Annotated in this window: 13 protein-coding genes; 6 read left to right on the top strand and 7 right to left on the bottom strand. The window is 72.6% G+C overall.

Going from position 1 to position 14,310, the window contains the following annotated elements:
• Nucleotides 1–49: 49 nt before the first annotated feature.
• Both ACIP2X_RS37035 and ACIP2X_RS37030 read left to right on the top strand, forming a co-directional pair.
• Nucleotides 50–655, top strand: coding sequence for a hypothetical protein (locus tag ACIP2X_RS37035; protein WP_401682490.1), 606 nt, complete (start codon nucleotides 50–52; stop codon nucleotides 653–655).
• Between the two features lie 131 nt (nucleotides 656–786).
• The gene (locus ACIP2X_RS37030) at nucleotides 787–1,119 is read left to right on the top strand and encodes a DUF2516 family protein (RefSeq protein WP_401682487.1); all 333 of its coding nucleotides are present in this window, start codon (nucleotides 787–789) and stop codon (nucleotides 1,117–1,119) included.
• Nucleotides 1,120–1,205: 86 nt separating this feature from the next.
• Here the strand turns inward: ACIP2X_RS37030 and ACIP2X_RS37025 are convergent, their stop codons facing one another.
• From ACIP2X_RS37025 to ACIP2X_RS37015, 3 genes are all read right to left on the bottom strand, one after another.
• Entirely contained in the window at nucleotides 1,206–2,555 is a 1,350-nt protein-coding gene (locus ACIP2X_RS37025; protein WP_401682484.1) for a PP2C family protein-serine/threonine phosphatase, read from the bottom strand.
• Between the two features lie 285 nt (nucleotides 2,556–2,840).
• Nucleotides 2,841–3,935 (bottom strand): NlpC/P60 family protein, encoded by a 1,095-nt coding sequence (locus ACIP2X_RS37020; RefSeq protein ID WP_401682481.1) that lies wholly within the window; start codon nucleotides 3,933–3,935, stop codon nucleotides 2,841–2,843.
• A gap of 284 nt (nucleotides 3,936–4,219) precedes the next feature.
• On the bottom strand, nucleotides 4,220–5,011 hold the full coding sequence (locus ACIP2X_RS37015) for a class I SAM-dependent methyltransferase (RefSeq protein WP_401682478.1): 792 nt from the start codon (nucleotides 5,009–5,011) through the stop codon (nucleotides 4,220–4,222).
• A gap of 290 nt (nucleotides 5,012–5,301) precedes the next feature.
• Between ACIP2X_RS37015 and mshA the strand changes: the two genes are divergently transcribed.
• Together mshA and ACIP2X_RS37005 are read left to right on the top strand one after the other, a co-directional pair.
• A complete protein-coding gene (gene mshA / locus ACIP2X_RS37010; RefSeq protein WP_401682476.1) occupies nucleotides 5,302–6,642 on the top strand; it encodes a D-inositol-3-phosphate glycosyltransferase in 1,341 nt (446 codons plus the stop codon).
• A gap of 14 nt (nucleotides 6,643–6,656) precedes the next feature.
• Complete coding sequence (locus tag ACIP2X_RS37005) at nucleotides 6,657–7,193, top strand: YbjN domain-containing protein (RefSeq protein ID WP_401682473.1); 537 nt, start codon at nucleotides 6,657–6,659, stop codon at nucleotides 7,191–7,193.
• Here ACIP2X_RS37005 and ACIP2X_RS37000 read toward each other — a convergent pair.
• The gene (locus tag ACIP2X_RS37000; RefSeq protein ID WP_401682470.1) at nucleotides 7,142–7,969 is read right to left on the bottom strand and encodes a helix-turn-helix domain-containing protein; all 828 of its coding nucleotides are present in this window, start codon (nucleotides 7,967–7,969) and stop codon (nucleotides 7,142–7,144) included. The genes ACIP2X_RS37005 and ACIP2X_RS37000 overlap by 52 nt on opposite strands.
• A gap of 49 nt (nucleotides 7,970–8,018) precedes the next feature.
• Between ACIP2X_RS37000 and ACIP2X_RS36995 the strand changes: the two genes are divergently transcribed.
• The gene (locus ACIP2X_RS36995; protein WP_401682468.1) at nucleotides 8,019–8,456 is read left to right on the top strand and encodes a DUF2000 family protein; all 438 of its coding nucleotides are present in this window, start codon (nucleotides 8,019–8,021) and stop codon (nucleotides 8,454–8,456) included.
• 7 nt (nucleotides 8,457–8,463) lie between these two features.
• Here the strand turns inward: ACIP2X_RS36995 and ACIP2X_RS36990 are convergent, their stop codons facing one another.
• The 3 genes from ACIP2X_RS36990 to ACIP2X_RS36980 all read right to left on the bottom strand — a co-directional run bounded on the left by ACIP2X_RS36990 (nucleotide 8,464) and on the right by ACIP2X_RS36980 (nucleotide 13,337).
• Entirely contained in the window at nucleotides 8,464–9,717 is a 1,254-nt protein-coding gene (locus ACIP2X_RS36990) for an MDR family MFS transporter (protein WP_401682465.1), read from the bottom strand.
• 73 nt (nucleotides 9,718–9,790) lie between these two features.
• Nucleotides 9,791–11,557 (bottom strand): stealth family protein, encoded by a 1,767-nt coding sequence (locus tag ACIP2X_RS36985; RefSeq protein ID WP_401682462.1) that lies wholly within the window; start codon nucleotides 11,555–11,557, stop codon nucleotides 9,791–9,793.
• Nucleotides 11,558–11,570: 13 nt separating this feature from the next.
• Entirely contained in the window at nucleotides 11,571–13,337 is a 1,767-nt protein-coding gene (locus tag ACIP2X_RS36980; RefSeq protein ID WP_401682460.1) for a stealth family protein, read from the bottom strand.
• 204 nt (nucleotides 13,338–13,541) lie between these two features.
• Between ACIP2X_RS36980 and ACIP2X_RS36975 the strand changes: the two genes are divergently transcribed.
• Complete coding sequence (locus ACIP2X_RS36975; protein WP_401682457.1) at nucleotides 13,542–14,303, top strand: phosphoglyceromutase; 762 nt, start codon at nucleotides 13,542–13,544, stop codon at nucleotides 14,301–14,303.
• Nucleotides 14,304–14,310 lie beyond the last annotated feature (7 nt).

The raw sequence follows: 14,310 nt of genomic DNA, 5'->3' as shown, positions 1-14,310 counted from the left end.
CGCGGCGGGACCCCAACCCTCACAGAAAGCCACCGGGAGGACCAGCACCATGGCCATCACCGAAGACCTGCGCAAGACCCTCACCGACCCGCGGCCGCTGTACTTCGCCGCCGGCACCGCCGACCTCGCCCTGCAGCAGGCCAAGAAGGTGCCCGGCCTCGTCGACCAGCTGCGCAACGAGGCTCCGGCCCGCATCGAGGCCGTGCGCAACACCGACCCCAAGGCCGTCCAGGAGAAGGCCACCGCCCGCGTCAAGGAGACGCAGGAGAACGTCCAGACCCGGGTCAACGAGTTCATCGGCTCCCTCGACTCGGACATCAAGAAGCTGGGCGAGACCGCCCAGGACCTCGCCCTGCGCGGTGTCGGCATGGCCGCCGAGTACGCCGTGAAGGCCCGCGAGACCTACGAGAAGGTCGCCGAGCACGGTGAGCAGGCCGTGCGGACCTGGCGGGGCGAGGCCGCCGAGGAGATCGAGGAGCTGGCGATCGCCGTCGAGCCGGAGAGCAAGCCGGCCGAGGCCAGGCCCGCCGCGGCTCCGGCCAAGCCGGCCGCCGCCCCGGCCCAGCCCGCCGCGGTGAAGAAGCCCGTCGCGAAGAAGGCTCCGGCCGCTCGCAAGGCCACCCCGGCGAAGAAGACGACGCCGTCGGGCAAGTGACACGGACGGGCGATCGGTAACGGGTCGGGCACTCCTTGGGTGCCCGGCCCGTTCTTCGGGTAGCGGTCCGACGGTTGCGGGTACGGTGGCCGCGTAGGGACTAGCCGATACGGGTGGTGGACGTTGTGCTGATGCAGGGATTCGCCGGGTTCATGTGGCTGCTGAGCATGGCCCTGATCCTTTTCAGCGGTTTCGCGATGATCGACGCCGCCACGCGCCGTGAGGACGCCTACCGCGCGGCCGACAAGCAGAGCAAGCCCTTCTGGCTGATCATCCTCGGGCTCGCCTTCGTGGTGAACCTGATCTTCAACATCCTGTCGTTCCTGCCGATCATCGGCCTCATCGCGACGATCGTGTACATGGTCGACGTCCGCCCCGCCCTGCGCGGTCTCCCGGGCGGGGGCCGCGCCCACCGCGGTTCGAGCAGCGACGGCCCGTACGGCCCGTACAACGGCGGACGGTGAGCGGCGGCCTCGCGGCCCGCGGCGCCTGAGGGCGCCCTCGCTCGGCCGGGCGCCCCGGTGCGCCCCACCCCGCACGGGTGCCGCCGTTACGGCACCCGGTCCAGCAGCAGGACCGCCACGTCGTCGGTGAGCTCGCCGCCGTTCAGCTCCCGCACCTCGTTGACCGCCTCGCGCAGCAGCCGCTCCCCGCGCAGTCCCTGGGAGAGCTGGCGGCTGATCATCTCCACCATGCCGTCCTGGCCGAGCCGCTCGCGGCCCGCGCCGACATGGCCCTCGATCAGGCCGTCGGTGTAGAGCATCAGGCTCCACTCCCGGCCCAGCTCCACCTGCATCCGCGGCCAGCGCGCGCCCGGCAGCAGACCGAGAGCGGGGCCGTTGTTGTCGTACGGCAGCAGCCGCGGCGGGCGACCGGGGCGGGCGACCAGCGGGGCCGGGTGCCCGGCCAGGCACAGGCCGGCCCGGCGGCCGTCCGGCGCTATGTCGACCGTGCACAGGGTCGCGAAGATCTCGTCGTCGGAGCGCTCGTGCTCCAGCACCTGCTGGAGGGTGTCCAGCAGCTGGTCGCCGCACAGGCCCGCCAGCGTCAGCGCGCGCCACGCGATACGCAGCTCGACGCCGAGCGCGGCCTCGTCGGGGCCGTGCCCGCAGACGTCGCCGATCATGGCGTGCACGGTGCCGTCCGGTGTGCGCACGACGTCGTAGAAGTCGCCGCCGAGCAGCGCGCGCGAGCGGCCGGGGCGGTAGCGGGCCGCGAAGCGCAGGGAAGAGCCGTGCAGCAGCGGCGTGGGCAGCAGGCCGCGCTCCAGCCGACGGTTCTCCTGGGCCCGCAGCCGGCCCTCGGCGAGCCGTCGCTCGGCCGTGTCGGAACGTTTCCTCTCCACGGCGTACCGGATCGCGCGGCTCAGCAGCCGGCCGTCCAGCTCGTCGCGGAACAGATAGTCCTGGGCGCCCACGCGCACCGCCTCGGCGCCGCGCTCGGCGTCGCCGGACGCGGTGAGGGCGAGGACGGCGTGCCGGGGCGCGAGCTCCAGCACGTGCCGCAGGACGTACAGCTCCTCGTCGCCGTCGTCGGTGCGGCCGGGTGCGGGCAGCGCGAGGTCCAGCAGGATGCAGTGGACGTCGTCGGTCAGCAGCCGCGCGGCCTCGGTGAGGTTGCGGGCGGTACGGATACGGATCGGCTTGCCGGACTGGTCGAGCAGCTCGGGCACGATCGGTGAGCCGCCGGGATCGTCCTCGATCAGCAGCAGCGTGAGGTTGGTGTCCGTGGTCGTGCCGGCGTTCTTGTGGGCCTTGTCTTCCTTGTGCGCTTCGTTGCGCGGAGCCTCGGTACCGGGATCACCGGATGCACCGGAGAGGCCGCGGACTGCGGGCGCGGCCTGCGCCTGACCACTTTCCACGGCCGGGATCGCTCTCTGCCGCGGTACGGGTACGGGCATTGTCCTGGGTTCCTTCCCTCCCCCCGAGGGCATGGCGGGTGCGAGGGACCTCGACCCACCGACCGGGACCATAGCGGGTGTCGGCGCCGCAACGGAATGGTGTGAGGCACGCCGCTCGGTGATCGGCCACTGTCATATGCCGCGATCCCTATCGCAGTTGGACAGGACGCCGCCCGGGGCCTGATGACGAAGGTCACGTCGGTCGCCGGTTCGGCGGAGCAGGGCGTGGGGTGGGTCACGTGGGCCACGTCACCGGAGTTCACGGGGCGTTGCCGCCCCGTCCGCTCACTGCGTGTGCGGGCGTACCACTCCGAGGATCGGCATCGAACCGGCCCCCGCGATCGTGATCGTCCGCCCCGGGCGCGGGGCGTGCACCATCGCGCCGTCCCCCACGTACATCCCGACGTGGCTGGCGTCGTCGAAGTAGATGATCAGGTCGCCGGGGCGCATGTCCTGGACGGCGACGCGCTCGAGCTGCTTCCACTGCTGCTGCGAGGTGCGCGGGATGGCGCTGCCGGCCGCCGCCCAGGCCTGCGAGGTCAGTCCGGAGCAGTCGTACGTCTTCGGGCCCTCGGCGCCCCATTCGTACGCCTTGCCTATCTGCCGGGTCGCGAACTTCACGGCCGCGCTGCCCTGCTCGGTGGCGGTGCCGTCGATCCCGTCGAGGACGCCGGAGTCCAGCCAGGCGGTCTGCGCCTCGTAGGCGGCCCGTTCCTCCAGCTCCGCCAGGCGCTTCTTCTCCTCCTTCTCCAGCTGGGACTCCAGCTTCCTGGCCGCCGCGATCCGCTGCTCGATCTTCTTGCGGGCGGTGGCCTTGGCCTTGCGGCCCGCCTCCAGCTTCTTCCACTGGGCCGAGGCGTCCTTGGCGTACAGCTCCAAGTCCTGCTGGGTACGGGTCAGCTCCCGCAGCAGATGCCGGGTGGCGCGCTCGCCCTGGCTGACCCGGCTGCTGCCGTCGAGGAACTCGCCCGGGTCGTCGCTGAGCATCAGACGGGCCTCGGGCGGCAGTCCGCCGGTGCGGTACTGCGCGGCGGCCGCGGAGCCGACGCGCTTCCGCAACTCGGCGACCTTCTCCTTGCCTTCGACGATCCGCTTCGCCAGCGCGACGATCTCGGCGGACTGCCGCTCCGCCTTCTCCTCGGCCGCGTTGTAGGCGTCGGTGGCCGAGGCCGCCTCGCGGTAGAGGGTGTCGAGCCGCTCGCGGACCGCTTCCAGCTCCGCGTTGGTGGCGGGGGGCGAACCCGCGCCCGTGCCGGGGGTCGTGGACGGGGCGGGGGGCGGTGCGGGTGCCGCGAAGGCCACGCCGGGTGCTCCCAGCACGGTGACGGCGCAGACCACCGTCACCGCCGCCGCGATCAGGCCGCGCTTGCCCCTTGCCATACCCCTGCCCCCAAACTGATGGCCCGTCAGTAACATGGAACGCCCGGGCGATCGTGCCATGCCGTGGCGCAAAACGACAGAGGCAGTGACTCCCTCCCCCATTCCGGCCGTCGAGCGACGAACCCCCCGCCTTTTGTGACGAACGACTCACCGAGATCGTTCCGTGTGATCCGGCGCGCCGGGGAAACGAAGGGAAAAGGCCGAACGGCTTCAGTGCGCGCGCCGTTGGGGCGCCGTTCACGCCGGCCGGCGCGCGGACCTCTCGGACGCGCGGCGCCGACGCCTCAGACGCGCGGCGCCAACGCCCCCCAGGCGAGGGTCACTTCCCCCTGGCGCCAGCGCGTCGGACCGTCCGTGACCGGCCAGTCGGCCGTGAGGTCCCGCACGGCCCGGATCCAGCGCTGGCGGGCGCCGTACGACGCGTAGGGCGCGGCGGCCGCCCAGGAGCGGTCGAAGTCGCGCAGGAAGGCGTGCACCGGCTCACCGGGGACGTTGCGGTGGATCAGCGCCTTGGGCAGGCGTTCCGCCAGGTCCGAGGGGCGTGCCAGGGAGCCGAGGCGGGTCGCGAAGGTCACCGTGCGCGGGCCCTCCGGGCCGAGCGCGACCCACACGTGCCGCCGGCCGATCTCGTCGCAGGTCCCCTCGACCAGCAGCCCGCCGCGCGAGCCGGTCGCCGGATCGGCGGGCGCGAGCCGCGCGCACAGCCGTTCCCACACGCCGGCGACCTGCGCCTCGTCGTACTGGCGCAGCACGTTCGCCGCGCGGATGAGGTGGGGCCGCCCCGGGAGCGGCACCTCGAAGCCGCCGTGCCGGAAGGCGAGGCCCTCGCGCGCGTACGGCTGCGCGGCGGCCACGCGCGCGGGCTCGATCTCGACGCCGACCACGCGCGCGTGCGGCGCGGTGGCGCGCAGGCGGGTGAGCAGCTCCACGGCGGTCCAGGGGGCGGCGCCGTAGCCGAGGTCGACGGCGATCGGGGCGGTGGCGCGGCGCAGCTCGTGACCGTGCGTGGCGGCGATCCAGCGGTCCATGCGCCGCAGCCGGTTCGGATTGGTCGTTCCGCGCGTCACCGTGCCCACGACGGGTGCCCCACCGGCCGGACGGGGCCGAGGGCGGGGGAGGGGAGTGGTGCGGGCCGACATACCTACGAGGGTATGGGCGCCCGGCGGGTGTCCGGCCGGGCGTCCCGCCGGATGTTCCGCCCCGGTCCGGACAGAACGCGCTTCAGCCTCGAACGGTTGAGCGATGAGCGGTAATGATTCAGCAAAAAACCAGTCTCTGGAAATGGAGCACCGACCTCCGGTGTTGCACAGGTTCAGAGGGCCCCGGCGTCCTCCGGCAGGCATGCCCACGGCAAGGAGGACGGCACGTGAGCCATTACGTCAGCAGGCTCGGTCGCCGCTCGCCGGTGTCCCCCTCGCGGCTCCGTCTGGGGCACCGGCGCGCACGCCGCGTGGCCATGCTCTCCGTGCACACCTCTCCGCTCCACCAGCCCGGCACCGGCGACGCCGGCGGCATGAACGTCTACATCGTGGAACTCGCGCAGCGCCTCGCCGCCCTCGACATCGAGGTCGAGATCTTCACGCGCGCGACCACCGGCGCCCTCCCGCCCGCCGTGGAGCTGGCCCCCGGCGTCCTCGTCCGGCACGTCGACGCCGGTCCCTACGAGGGCCTCGCCAAAGAGGACCTCCCGGCCCAGCTGTGCGCCTTCACGCACGGCGTGATGCAGGCCTGGGCCGGCCACCGCCCCGGGTACTACGACCTCGTCCACTCGCACTACTGGCTCTCCGGCCATGTCGGCTGGCTCGCCGCCCAGCGCTGGGGCGTCCCCCTGGTGCACGCCATGCACACCATGGCCAAGGTCAAGAACGCCAACCTCGCCGACGGCGACACCCCCGAGCCGGCCGCCCGGGTCATCGGCGAGACCCAGATCGTGGCCGCCGCGGACCGGCTGATCGCCAACACCGCCGAGGAGGCCGACGAGCTGGTGCGGCACTACGCCGCCGCCCGCGCCAAGGTCGCCGTGGTCCATCCGGGCGTCAACCTCGACCGTTTCCACCCCGCCGACGGCCGGGCCGCCGCCCGCGCCCGTCTGGGCCTGCCGCAGGACGCCCTGATCCCCCTCTTCGCGGGCCGCATACAGCCTCTGAAGGCCCCCGACGTGCTGCTGCGCGCGGTCGCCGTGCTGCTCGACGAGCGACCCGGCCTGCGCTCCCGGCTGGTCGTCCCGGTCGTCGGCGGCCCGAGCGGCAGCGGCCTCGCCAAGCCGGAGGGCCTGCAGAAGCTGGCCGCGCGGCTGGGCATCGCCGACGTCGTGCGGTTCCGCCCGCCGGTCGGCCAGGACCAGCTCGCGGACTGGTTCCGGGCCGCGTCCGTGCTGGTCATGCCGTCGTACAGCGAATCGTTCGGGCTGGTCGCCATCGAGGCGCAGGCGGCCGGTACGCCGGTGCTGGCGGCCGCGGTCGGCGGGCTGCCGGTGGCCGTGCGCGACGGCGGGACCGGGTTCCTCGTCCAGGGCCACGATCCGGCGGCGTACGCGCGCGTGCTGCGCGGCTTCGCCGACGATCCGCACCTGGGCGACCGGCTCGGCGAGGCCGCGGCCCAGCACGCCCGCTCCTTCGGCTGGGACGCCTCGGCGGCCGCCACCGCGGAGGTCTACACGGCGGCCCTGCAGTCCCACCGCCGCCGCTCCCGGGCCCACCACGGCTGACGTACGCTGCCGCCATGGGCGATGCAGAGCAGCGGGCCGCGCAGGTCATCGAGGGCGTGTTCAAGGGCGCCGAGCTGGAGTGGGAGAGTCCCGCTCCCGGCCACTACGTGGTCAAGCTCCCCGGCACCCGCAAGCTGTCGACGACGGTCTCCCTGATCGCCGGACGCCACTCCCTGTCGCTGAACGCCTTCGTGATCCGCCACCCCGACGAGAACGAACCGGCCGTCCACCGCTGGCTCCTGGAGCGCAACCTCAAGCTGTACGGCGTGAGTTACGCCGTCGACCCGCTCGGCGACATCTACGTCACCGGCAAGCTGCCGCTCGCCGCCGTCACCTCCGACGAGATCGACCGGCTGCTCGGCCAGATCCTCCAGGCCGCCGACGGCGCCTTCAACACCCTGCTGGAGAAGGGCTTCGCCTCCGCGATCCGCAAGGAGTACGCGTGGCGCGTCGCGCGCGGCGAGTCGACCCGCAACCTCGACGCGTTCGCGCACCTGACTCAGCGCGAGGGACCTCGCGAGGGACCTGAGGACGGCGGGCCCGCGCGGTAACGGCCCGGGGGCACGCCCACCAACCGCCGGAAATGCCGGGTGAGATGCGCCTGGTCGTAGAACCCGGTCGCGGCCGCCGCCTCGGCCGGGCGGACACCCGCCAGCAGCAGCCGCCGGGCCCGCTCGACGCGCCGGGAGTTCAGGTACTGGTGGGGCGCGATGCCGTACGCGCCGCTGAACGCCCGTACCAGGTGGGCGGGATGGGCGTCGAGGAGCCCGCCCGCCTCGTCCAGCGACAGTCCGTGCACGACCCGCTCGTCGAGGAGCTCCCGCAGCCTGCGGGCGAGGGCGGGGTCGGTGCGCGGACCGGTGGTGGCGAGCCGTGGGCGCAGATGGGCGCGCAGCCGGTCCCCGACGAGCGCCAGCCGGCTCTCGGCCTCCAGCTCGTCCCCGGGGTCGCGGAGCGCCGCGTGCAGTTGCCCGACGCGCCGCCGCAGCACCGGGTCGCGCAGGTCGGGCGCGTCGACGGCGGGCCCGATCAGTTCGTCGCCGAGCAGCGGGCCGTCCAGGTACAGCACCCGCTTGCGGAAGCCGTGCGCGGTGGCGGCCGAGCCGTTGTGCGGGACGTGCGGCGGCAGCAGGCTCACGGTGTCGTGCGGGGTGCCGTGCTCGTGCCGGTCCAGGTCGTAGCGCACGGCGCCGTCGTCCACGATCAGCAGCGTCCACGCCTCGTGGACGTGCATCGGATAGGCGTACTCGGTGAAGTGGGCGTGGAAGACCTCGACGACGCCCGCGACGGGTGGTCGCCAGGCGGAGACCTCCCGCTGCTGGGCCATGCAAAAAACGTACAAGACCGGCCCGCACGACGGTCGGCAGGCTGCTCCCATGAACGATTCCGCACCTGACCGCGCCGGCCGCTTCGACACCAAGATCGCCGTCCTGCTCCGCGAGGACCTGGAGACCTGGCAGCGGCTGAACGTCACCGCCTTCCTGGTCAGCGGCCTCGGCCGGGAGGTCCCCGAGGTGATCGGCGAGCCCTACGCGGACGCCGACGGCGTGCCCTACCTGCCGATGTTCCGCCAGCCGGTACTGGTCTTCGAGGGCACCAAGGAGACGCTGACCGCGGCCCACGCGCGCGTGCTCGCACGCGCCCTGCCGCGCGCGGTGTTCACCTCGGACCTCTTCGCCACCGGCAACGACCGCGACAACCGGGCGGCGGTACGGGCCGTGCGGACCGGCGAGCTGGACCTCGTGGGACTCGCCGTCCACGGCCCGCGCAACGCCGTGGACAAGGCGCTCAAGGGCGCGCGGATGCACCCGTAGCGCCGGGTCAGGCGGCGACCTCGGACTTCGCCGGGGAAGGCACCGCGAGGACGGCCGGCTCGCGCCGGGGGAGGCGGCGCATCAGGACGGCGTACCCGAGCGCCGCCGCCGTACCGACCACCGCGCAGATCCCCCACAGCCACTGCGCGCCGTACCGGTCGATGACGAGGCCCGACATCAGCGGCGCGATCAGGCCCGCGACCGACCAGGACATGGTGTGCATGCCCTGGTAGCGGCCGCGCCCGTGGTCCGGGGAGAGGGCGACGACGAGGCCGGTCTGGGTGGGCGCCATGACGATCTCGGCGAGGGTCCACACGCAGACGGTCAGCGCGAAGAGGGCGACCGATCCGGCGAACGCCGTGAGGCCGAAGCCGTACCCGGCCAGCAGCGAGGAGATGATCAGCAGTCGCCGGGGGTCGCGGTGCTCGATGAAGCGGGTGACCGGGATCTGGAGCGCGACGATCAGCAGCCCGTTGACGGCGAGGGCCATGCCGTAGTCGGCGGGCGTGAACCCGGCCTCGCCCATGGCGATCGGCAGGCCGACCGAGCCCTGCTGGAAGATCAGCGCGAGCAGGAACGACAGCCCGACGACGCCCATGAAGCGGCCGTCGCGCAGCACGGTGACGAGGGACACGGCGTCCGCCTGCCGCGCCGTGGCCGTCCGCTCGGGCCGGGACTCCGGCAGCTTCACGAAGACGACGACCGCGCAGGCCATGGTCATCCCGGCCTCGATCAGGAAGCCGGCGCGGTAGCTGACCTCGGCGACGAAGCCGGCGGCCGTGGAGGAGATCGCGAAGCCGAGGTTGATCGCCCAGTAGTTCAACGAGAACGCGCGGACCCGGTCCTCGGGGCGGATGATGTCCGCCATCATCGCCTGCACCGCGGGCCGGGAGGCGCTGGAGGCGGCGCCCACCAGGAAGGCGACGGCGGCGATGGCCACCGGGTGCCGCACGAACCCGAGCAGCGCGACGGACACCGCCATCGACGACTGGGCGATGAGCAGCGTGGGCCGCCGCCCCAGCCGGTCGGCCATGACGCCGCCGCCGAGGGAGAGGACGACGCCGCCGAGGCCGTAGAGGGCCGCGACCAGTCCGGCGTACGAGGCGGAGTGGCCGCGGTCGATGGTCAGGTACATGGCCATGAAGGTGGCCACGAACCCGCCCAGCCGGTTGATCAGGGTGCTGGTCCACAGCCACCAGAACTCGCGGGGGAGCCCTGAGACGCTCTCCCGGACGACACGTCTCAGGGTGGCTGACGACATCGCGGATCCCCCACAGCTGTAAGCGGCGCAAGCGGAGCCCACAACTTACAAACGGGATCCGCGCCCCCGCCACTCAATTGACGGGGAGCGTCAATCGAGAGGGCCGCGGGGCGACGTCCGCCGCCCGCTCGAAGCGGCTGGCGAACGGGTACTTCCGCTCCAGGAAGGCATGGATGGCCGCCTGGGCCGACGCCCGTTGACCGGGGTCGGTGTCCACGTCGTTGAGGCAGAAGAAGTCGACCTCCTCGCCCGCCTCCAGACGGGCCAGCCGCCGCCGCATGTCCGGCGTGCCCAGCTGGACGTAGCGGAAGCGGTAGTCGGCCGGTACGGCGCGAGCGGTGGCGATCGCCCAGTGGTGGTGCAGCGTGGACGCCGGGGCGACGTCGGCGGTGGAACGGAAGCGCGAGTACGAGGTCCGCTCCAGCTCCTCGATGCCGAGCTGCTCCATCTCCCGCATCACCGCCATCAGTTGCGGATGCGGGGTGTGCAGCGACTTGTGCGTGATCTGTCGGCCGTGGAAGCGCCGGATCACCTCGCGGGTGTTCTTCCCGGCGGAGTTCGGGGCCGGCTCCAGCGGGTGCGGGTCGCCGACCCCGAGCTTCAGCGGGGACAGCGGGATGCGCGCGATGCCGTTGCCGTGGAAGAAGTGCTCGGCCCCCACCGGGCGGTTGATGAAGACGTCGTCGTTGAAGTAGAGGTAGCGCTCCGACAGGCCCGGGATGTGGTGCAGCCGGCTCTCGATCGCGTGCGAGTTGAAGACCGGGAGCGCCTCGGCCGGGAGGATGTCCCGGTGGTCGACGACGGTCAGGCCCTCGGCCTCGGGATCCAGCCAGTCGGGGACCTGCGAGTCGGTCACGAGGTAGACGTGCCGGACGAACCCGGCGTACATCTCCAGCGAGCGCAGCGCGTACTTCAGTTCGTCATGGCTGGTGTAGCGCGAGTCGCCGGTCTCGCGCGGGGCGATGACGTTCTCGGACGCCGCCTGGTGGGCGCGGCGCTTGGCGGCCATCGCCGGGTCCGCGCCGTCGACCCAGGTGTACACGGCGTCGACGGGGAAGCACACCTCGTCGACGCGGGGCCCGGCGAACGGGGCGAACGTCGGCACGCTGCGGCGCCCGGCCTCCACCACGGCCGGCCGCTGCGCCGACAGCGGAAGCACCTCGGAGACCGGATTGCGGCGCGGCGCGACGAGCGCCGTCCCGAAGGCGTCCGGCAGCTGTACGCCGGGCACGGTCAGATGGCCGGGGTCCGCGCCCAGGTCCCGGCCGTGCCGCCAGAACTCGATGTCGCACCCCGACTCCGGACCGCCGAGCACCTGCCCCTGCGGGCCGAGGCGTATCTCGCCGGTCCGCAGCACCGGCGCCCGCCGCAGCGCGCGCGGCAGCCCTCCGTCGGCCCACAGCACCGCCGTGGTGACCGTGCCGTCCGGGGCGACGGCACCGGCGAACACCGCCGTGCCGGCGAACTGCCGCGCGGCCGCGTCCAGCACCGTGCCGCGATGCGACTCCGCGACCCCGACCACCCGGCGTGGACCGGCGTACCCGAGGCCGGAAGGCACCAGGAAGTACGGCACCTCGGCCGCCTCCAGCAGGGCGCACACCCGCTCGAGGTCGGCGGCGGCGGCCTCCGCCGCCGTGTAACCGGTGACCGTGCGCCCGTACAGCCGCACCGGGCCGCAGACGACCCGGCGCAGACCGGGGACGTCGGCGCGCAGCCGTCGGCGGGCCGGGGACACGCGCAGGGCCCAGAGCCGGGCCGGCAGCCGGCGCCCAAGGCGCAGCGCGAGGTCCCGGGCGGCCCTCAGACCCGGGGGCGCCGCGAGACGGTGACGGATTCCCATGGCCGTGGCCCGGTCAGCTCTGCTGCTCGGAGGACACGGCCGGCTCCTGCGCCGGCTCCGCGGCCTGCTGCTCGCCGCGCCGCCCGTCCTGCTTCTCGTACGGGCTGGGGAACGGGAAGTAGTTCTCCAGGAACTGGTGCATCCGGACGCTGACCCGCTCCCGCTCCGCCGGCGGCACGTCGACGTCGTTCAGGCAGAAGAAGTCGAAGCGGCGGTTCTCCCGCAGGTCGTCCAGACGGCTCTCGGCGTCCGGGCGGCTGATGTTCACGTACCGGAAGCCGAACCTGCCCGGCACACCCCGGCCCGTCATCAGCGCGTACTGGTACAGCAGCGGGGCCGTCATGGCGATGTCGGTGGGCGAGCGGAAGCGGGACGACATGGTGCGCGTGACGTCCTCGGGGAACAGCTCCTCCAGCGCCAGCAGCGTCTCGCGCTGCTGCGGCAGCGGGGTGTGCATGAAGTTGTTCGTCGTCATCCGGCCGAACTTCTCCAGCAGCAGCGCGCGCACGTTCTTGCTGGCGGAGTTGGTCGCCGTCTCCTCGGAGTGCGGCTTGCCGATACCGATCTTCAGCGGGGACACCGGGACCTTCATCAGGCCGCTGCCGTGGAAGAAGTGCTCCGGGGTGATCCGGCGGCCGACGAACACGTCGTCGTTGAAGTAGAGGTAGTGGTCCGACAGGCCCGGGATGTGGTGCAGCCGGGTCTCGATCGCGTGCGAGTTGAAGACCGGCAGGACGTCCTCGGGGAAGATGTCGCGGTGGTCGACGACCGTGATGCCCTCGGCCGAGTCGTCGAGCCAGTGCGGCTTCTGGCCGTCGGTGACGATGTAGATGTGCCGGACGAAGTCCGCGTACATCGCCAGCGAGCGCAGCGAGTACTTCAGCTCGTCATGGCTGGTGTAGCGGGAGGCGTTGGTCTCCTTGTCCAGGATCTCGGCCGTGCCGCGCTCCTGGTACCGGGCCCGCTTGGCCCGCATCTCCGGCTGCTCCCCGTCCACCCAGGTGTAGACGACGTCCACCGGGAACGTGACGCGATTCACGGTCGGCAGGGTGAGCGCGGCGAAGCTCGGGAGCTCCCGGTCGCCGACCCGGATCGTCACCGGCTGCTGCTCGGAGGCCGGCAGCACGTCCGTGACGCCGTTGTTGCGCGGCGTGATCAGGGACTCGCGGAAGACCTCCTCGGAGGCCTGCGGCTGCACCTTCGCCAGCCGCTGCTCGCCCTCCTCGGTGGCGAGCAGCGCAGCCCCGTCCTCCCAGAACTCGATGTCGCAGGCCAGCTCGGGTCCGGCGAGCAGCTGGCCGGCGGGACCGAGGTGGTTCTCGCCGATCCGCAGCACGGGGGCCTTGCGCAGCTTGGCCGGCAGTACGCCGTCCAGGAACATCGCGGGGTGCTTGAGCTGGCCTCCGGACACCGGCCTGCCGATGAACACGGCCTGCCCGGCGTACCGCGTCTCCAGGGCGGTGAGGAGCCGCTCGCGGTCGTCGGCGTTCACACCCACGGTGTGACGGGTACGGGAGACCGGCACGAGGAAGTACGAGATCCCCTCCTGCTCCAGCGCCGAGACCACCAGGTCGAGGTTGGCGGCGGCGGCCTCGGCGGCGCTGAACCGCGTCACGACCCGGCCGTAGAGCTGCTGGCCACGCACGGCCACCGGGCGCAGGACGGGATCGCCGACCGCCGCTCTGCGGCGCCGCCGCATGGTACGCAGCTGCCACACCTGCTCGGCGGCCTTCCGCTCGACTCGCGGTTTCATCCGCCGCGCAAAGGAACGCACGGTCACGTTCAGAGCTCCTCTTCGTGGACCCCCACACCCGTCCTGCGATTACCAGACAGCCGACTGTGGGGGAAGGTTGCGTAGGAGTTAACCAAAAATTCGCCCGGAAGGTGGACACGGCGGGTGCGTGCTCCCGGCCACAGGGCACCCGTTTCGGCCGCCGCCCCTCGGGCCGCTCACCCCGTTCGGGGCTTCGGTAGGCTCGAAGCCATGGCCGACGCACCGTACAAGCTGATCCTCCTCCGCCACGGCGAGAGCGAGTGGAACGAGAAGAACCTGTTCACCGGCTGGGTGGACGTCAATCTCACCCCGAAGGGCGAGAAGGAGGCGACGCGCGGCGGTGAGCTGCTGAAGGACGCCGGCCTGCTGCCCGACGTGGTCCACACGTCCCTCCAGAAGCGTGCCATCCGCACGGCGCAGCTGTCCCTGGAGGCCGCCGACCGCCTCTGGATCCCGGTCCACCGCTCGTGGCGCCTGAACGAGCGCCACTACGGCGCCCTGCAGGGCAAGGACAAGGCGCAGACGCTCGCCGAGTTCGGCGAGGAACAGTTCATGCTGTGGCGCCGCTCCTACGACACCCCGCCGCCCGCGCTGGACCGCGACGCCGAGTTCTCGCAGTTCTCCGACCCGCGCTACGCGACCCTGCCGCCGGAGATCCGCCCGCAGACGGAGTGCCTGAAGGACGTCGTCGTCCGCATGCTCCCGTACTGGTTCGACGCCATCGTCCCCGACCTCCTCACCGGCCGCACGGTCCTGGTCGCCGCCCACGGCAACAGCCTGCGCGCCCTGGTCAAGCACCTGGACGGCATCTCGGACGCCGACATCGCGGGCCTGAACATCCCGACGGGAATCCCCCTCTCCTACGAACTCGACACCGACTTCAAGCCGGTCGTCCCCGGCGGCACGTACCTGGACGCGGACGCGGCAGCGGCGGCGATCGAGGCCGTGAAGAACCAGGGCAAGAAGAAGTAAGCCCGCG

The sequence above is a fragment of the Streptomyces sp. NPDC089424 genome (assembly GCF_044749345.1).
Classification (GTDB): Bacteria; Actinomycetota; Actinomycetes; order Streptomycetales; family Streptomycetaceae; genus Streptomyces.
Note: the sequence above shows the minus strand (reverse complement) of the source record. Positions and strands in the feature narration are given on the sequence as shown.

Excerpts from the sequence above, each read along its gene's own strand:
- ACIP2X_RS37035 (WP_401682490.1), top strand. The coding sequence starts at position 50 with ATGGCCATCACCGAAGACCTGCGCAAGACCCTCACCGACCCGCGGCCG.
- ACIP2X_RS37030 (WP_401682487.1), top strand. The coding sequence starts at position 787 with ATGCAGGGATTCGCCGGGTTCATGTGGCTGCTGAGCATGGCCCTGATC.
- ACIP2X_RS37025 (WP_401682484.1), bottom strand. The coding sequence starts at position 2,555 with ATGCCCGTACCCGTACCGCGGCAGAGAGCGATCCCGGCCGTGGAAAGT.
- ACIP2X_RS37020 (WP_401682481.1), bottom strand. The coding sequence starts at position 3,935 with ATGGCAAGGGGCAAGCGCGGCCTGATCGCGGCGGCGGTGACGGTGGTC.
- ACIP2X_RS37005 (WP_401682473.1), top strand. The coding sequence starts at position 6,657 with ATGGGCGATGCAGAGCAGCGGGCCGCGCAGGTCATCGAGGGCGTGTTC.
- ACIP2X_RS37000 (WP_401682470.1), bottom strand. The coding sequence starts at position 7,969 with ATGGCCCAGCAGCGGGAGGTCTCCGCCTGGCGACCACCCGTCGCGGGC.
- ACIP2X_RS36995 (WP_401682468.1), top strand. The coding sequence starts at position 8,019 with ATGAACGATTCCGCACCTGACCGCGCCGGCCGCTTCGACACCAAGATC.
- ACIP2X_RS36990 (WP_401682465.1), bottom strand. The coding sequence starts at position 9,717 with ATGTCGTCAGCCACCCTGAGACGTGTCGTCCGGGAGAGCGTCTCAGGG.
- ACIP2X_RS36985 (WP_401682462.1), bottom strand. The coding sequence starts at position 11,557 with ATGGGAATCCGTCACCGTCTCGCGGCGCCCCCGGGTCTGAGGGCCGCC.
- ACIP2X_RS36975 (WP_401682457.1), top strand. The coding sequence starts at position 13,542 with ATGGCCGACGCACCGTACAAGCTGATCCTCCTCCGCCACGGCGAGAGC.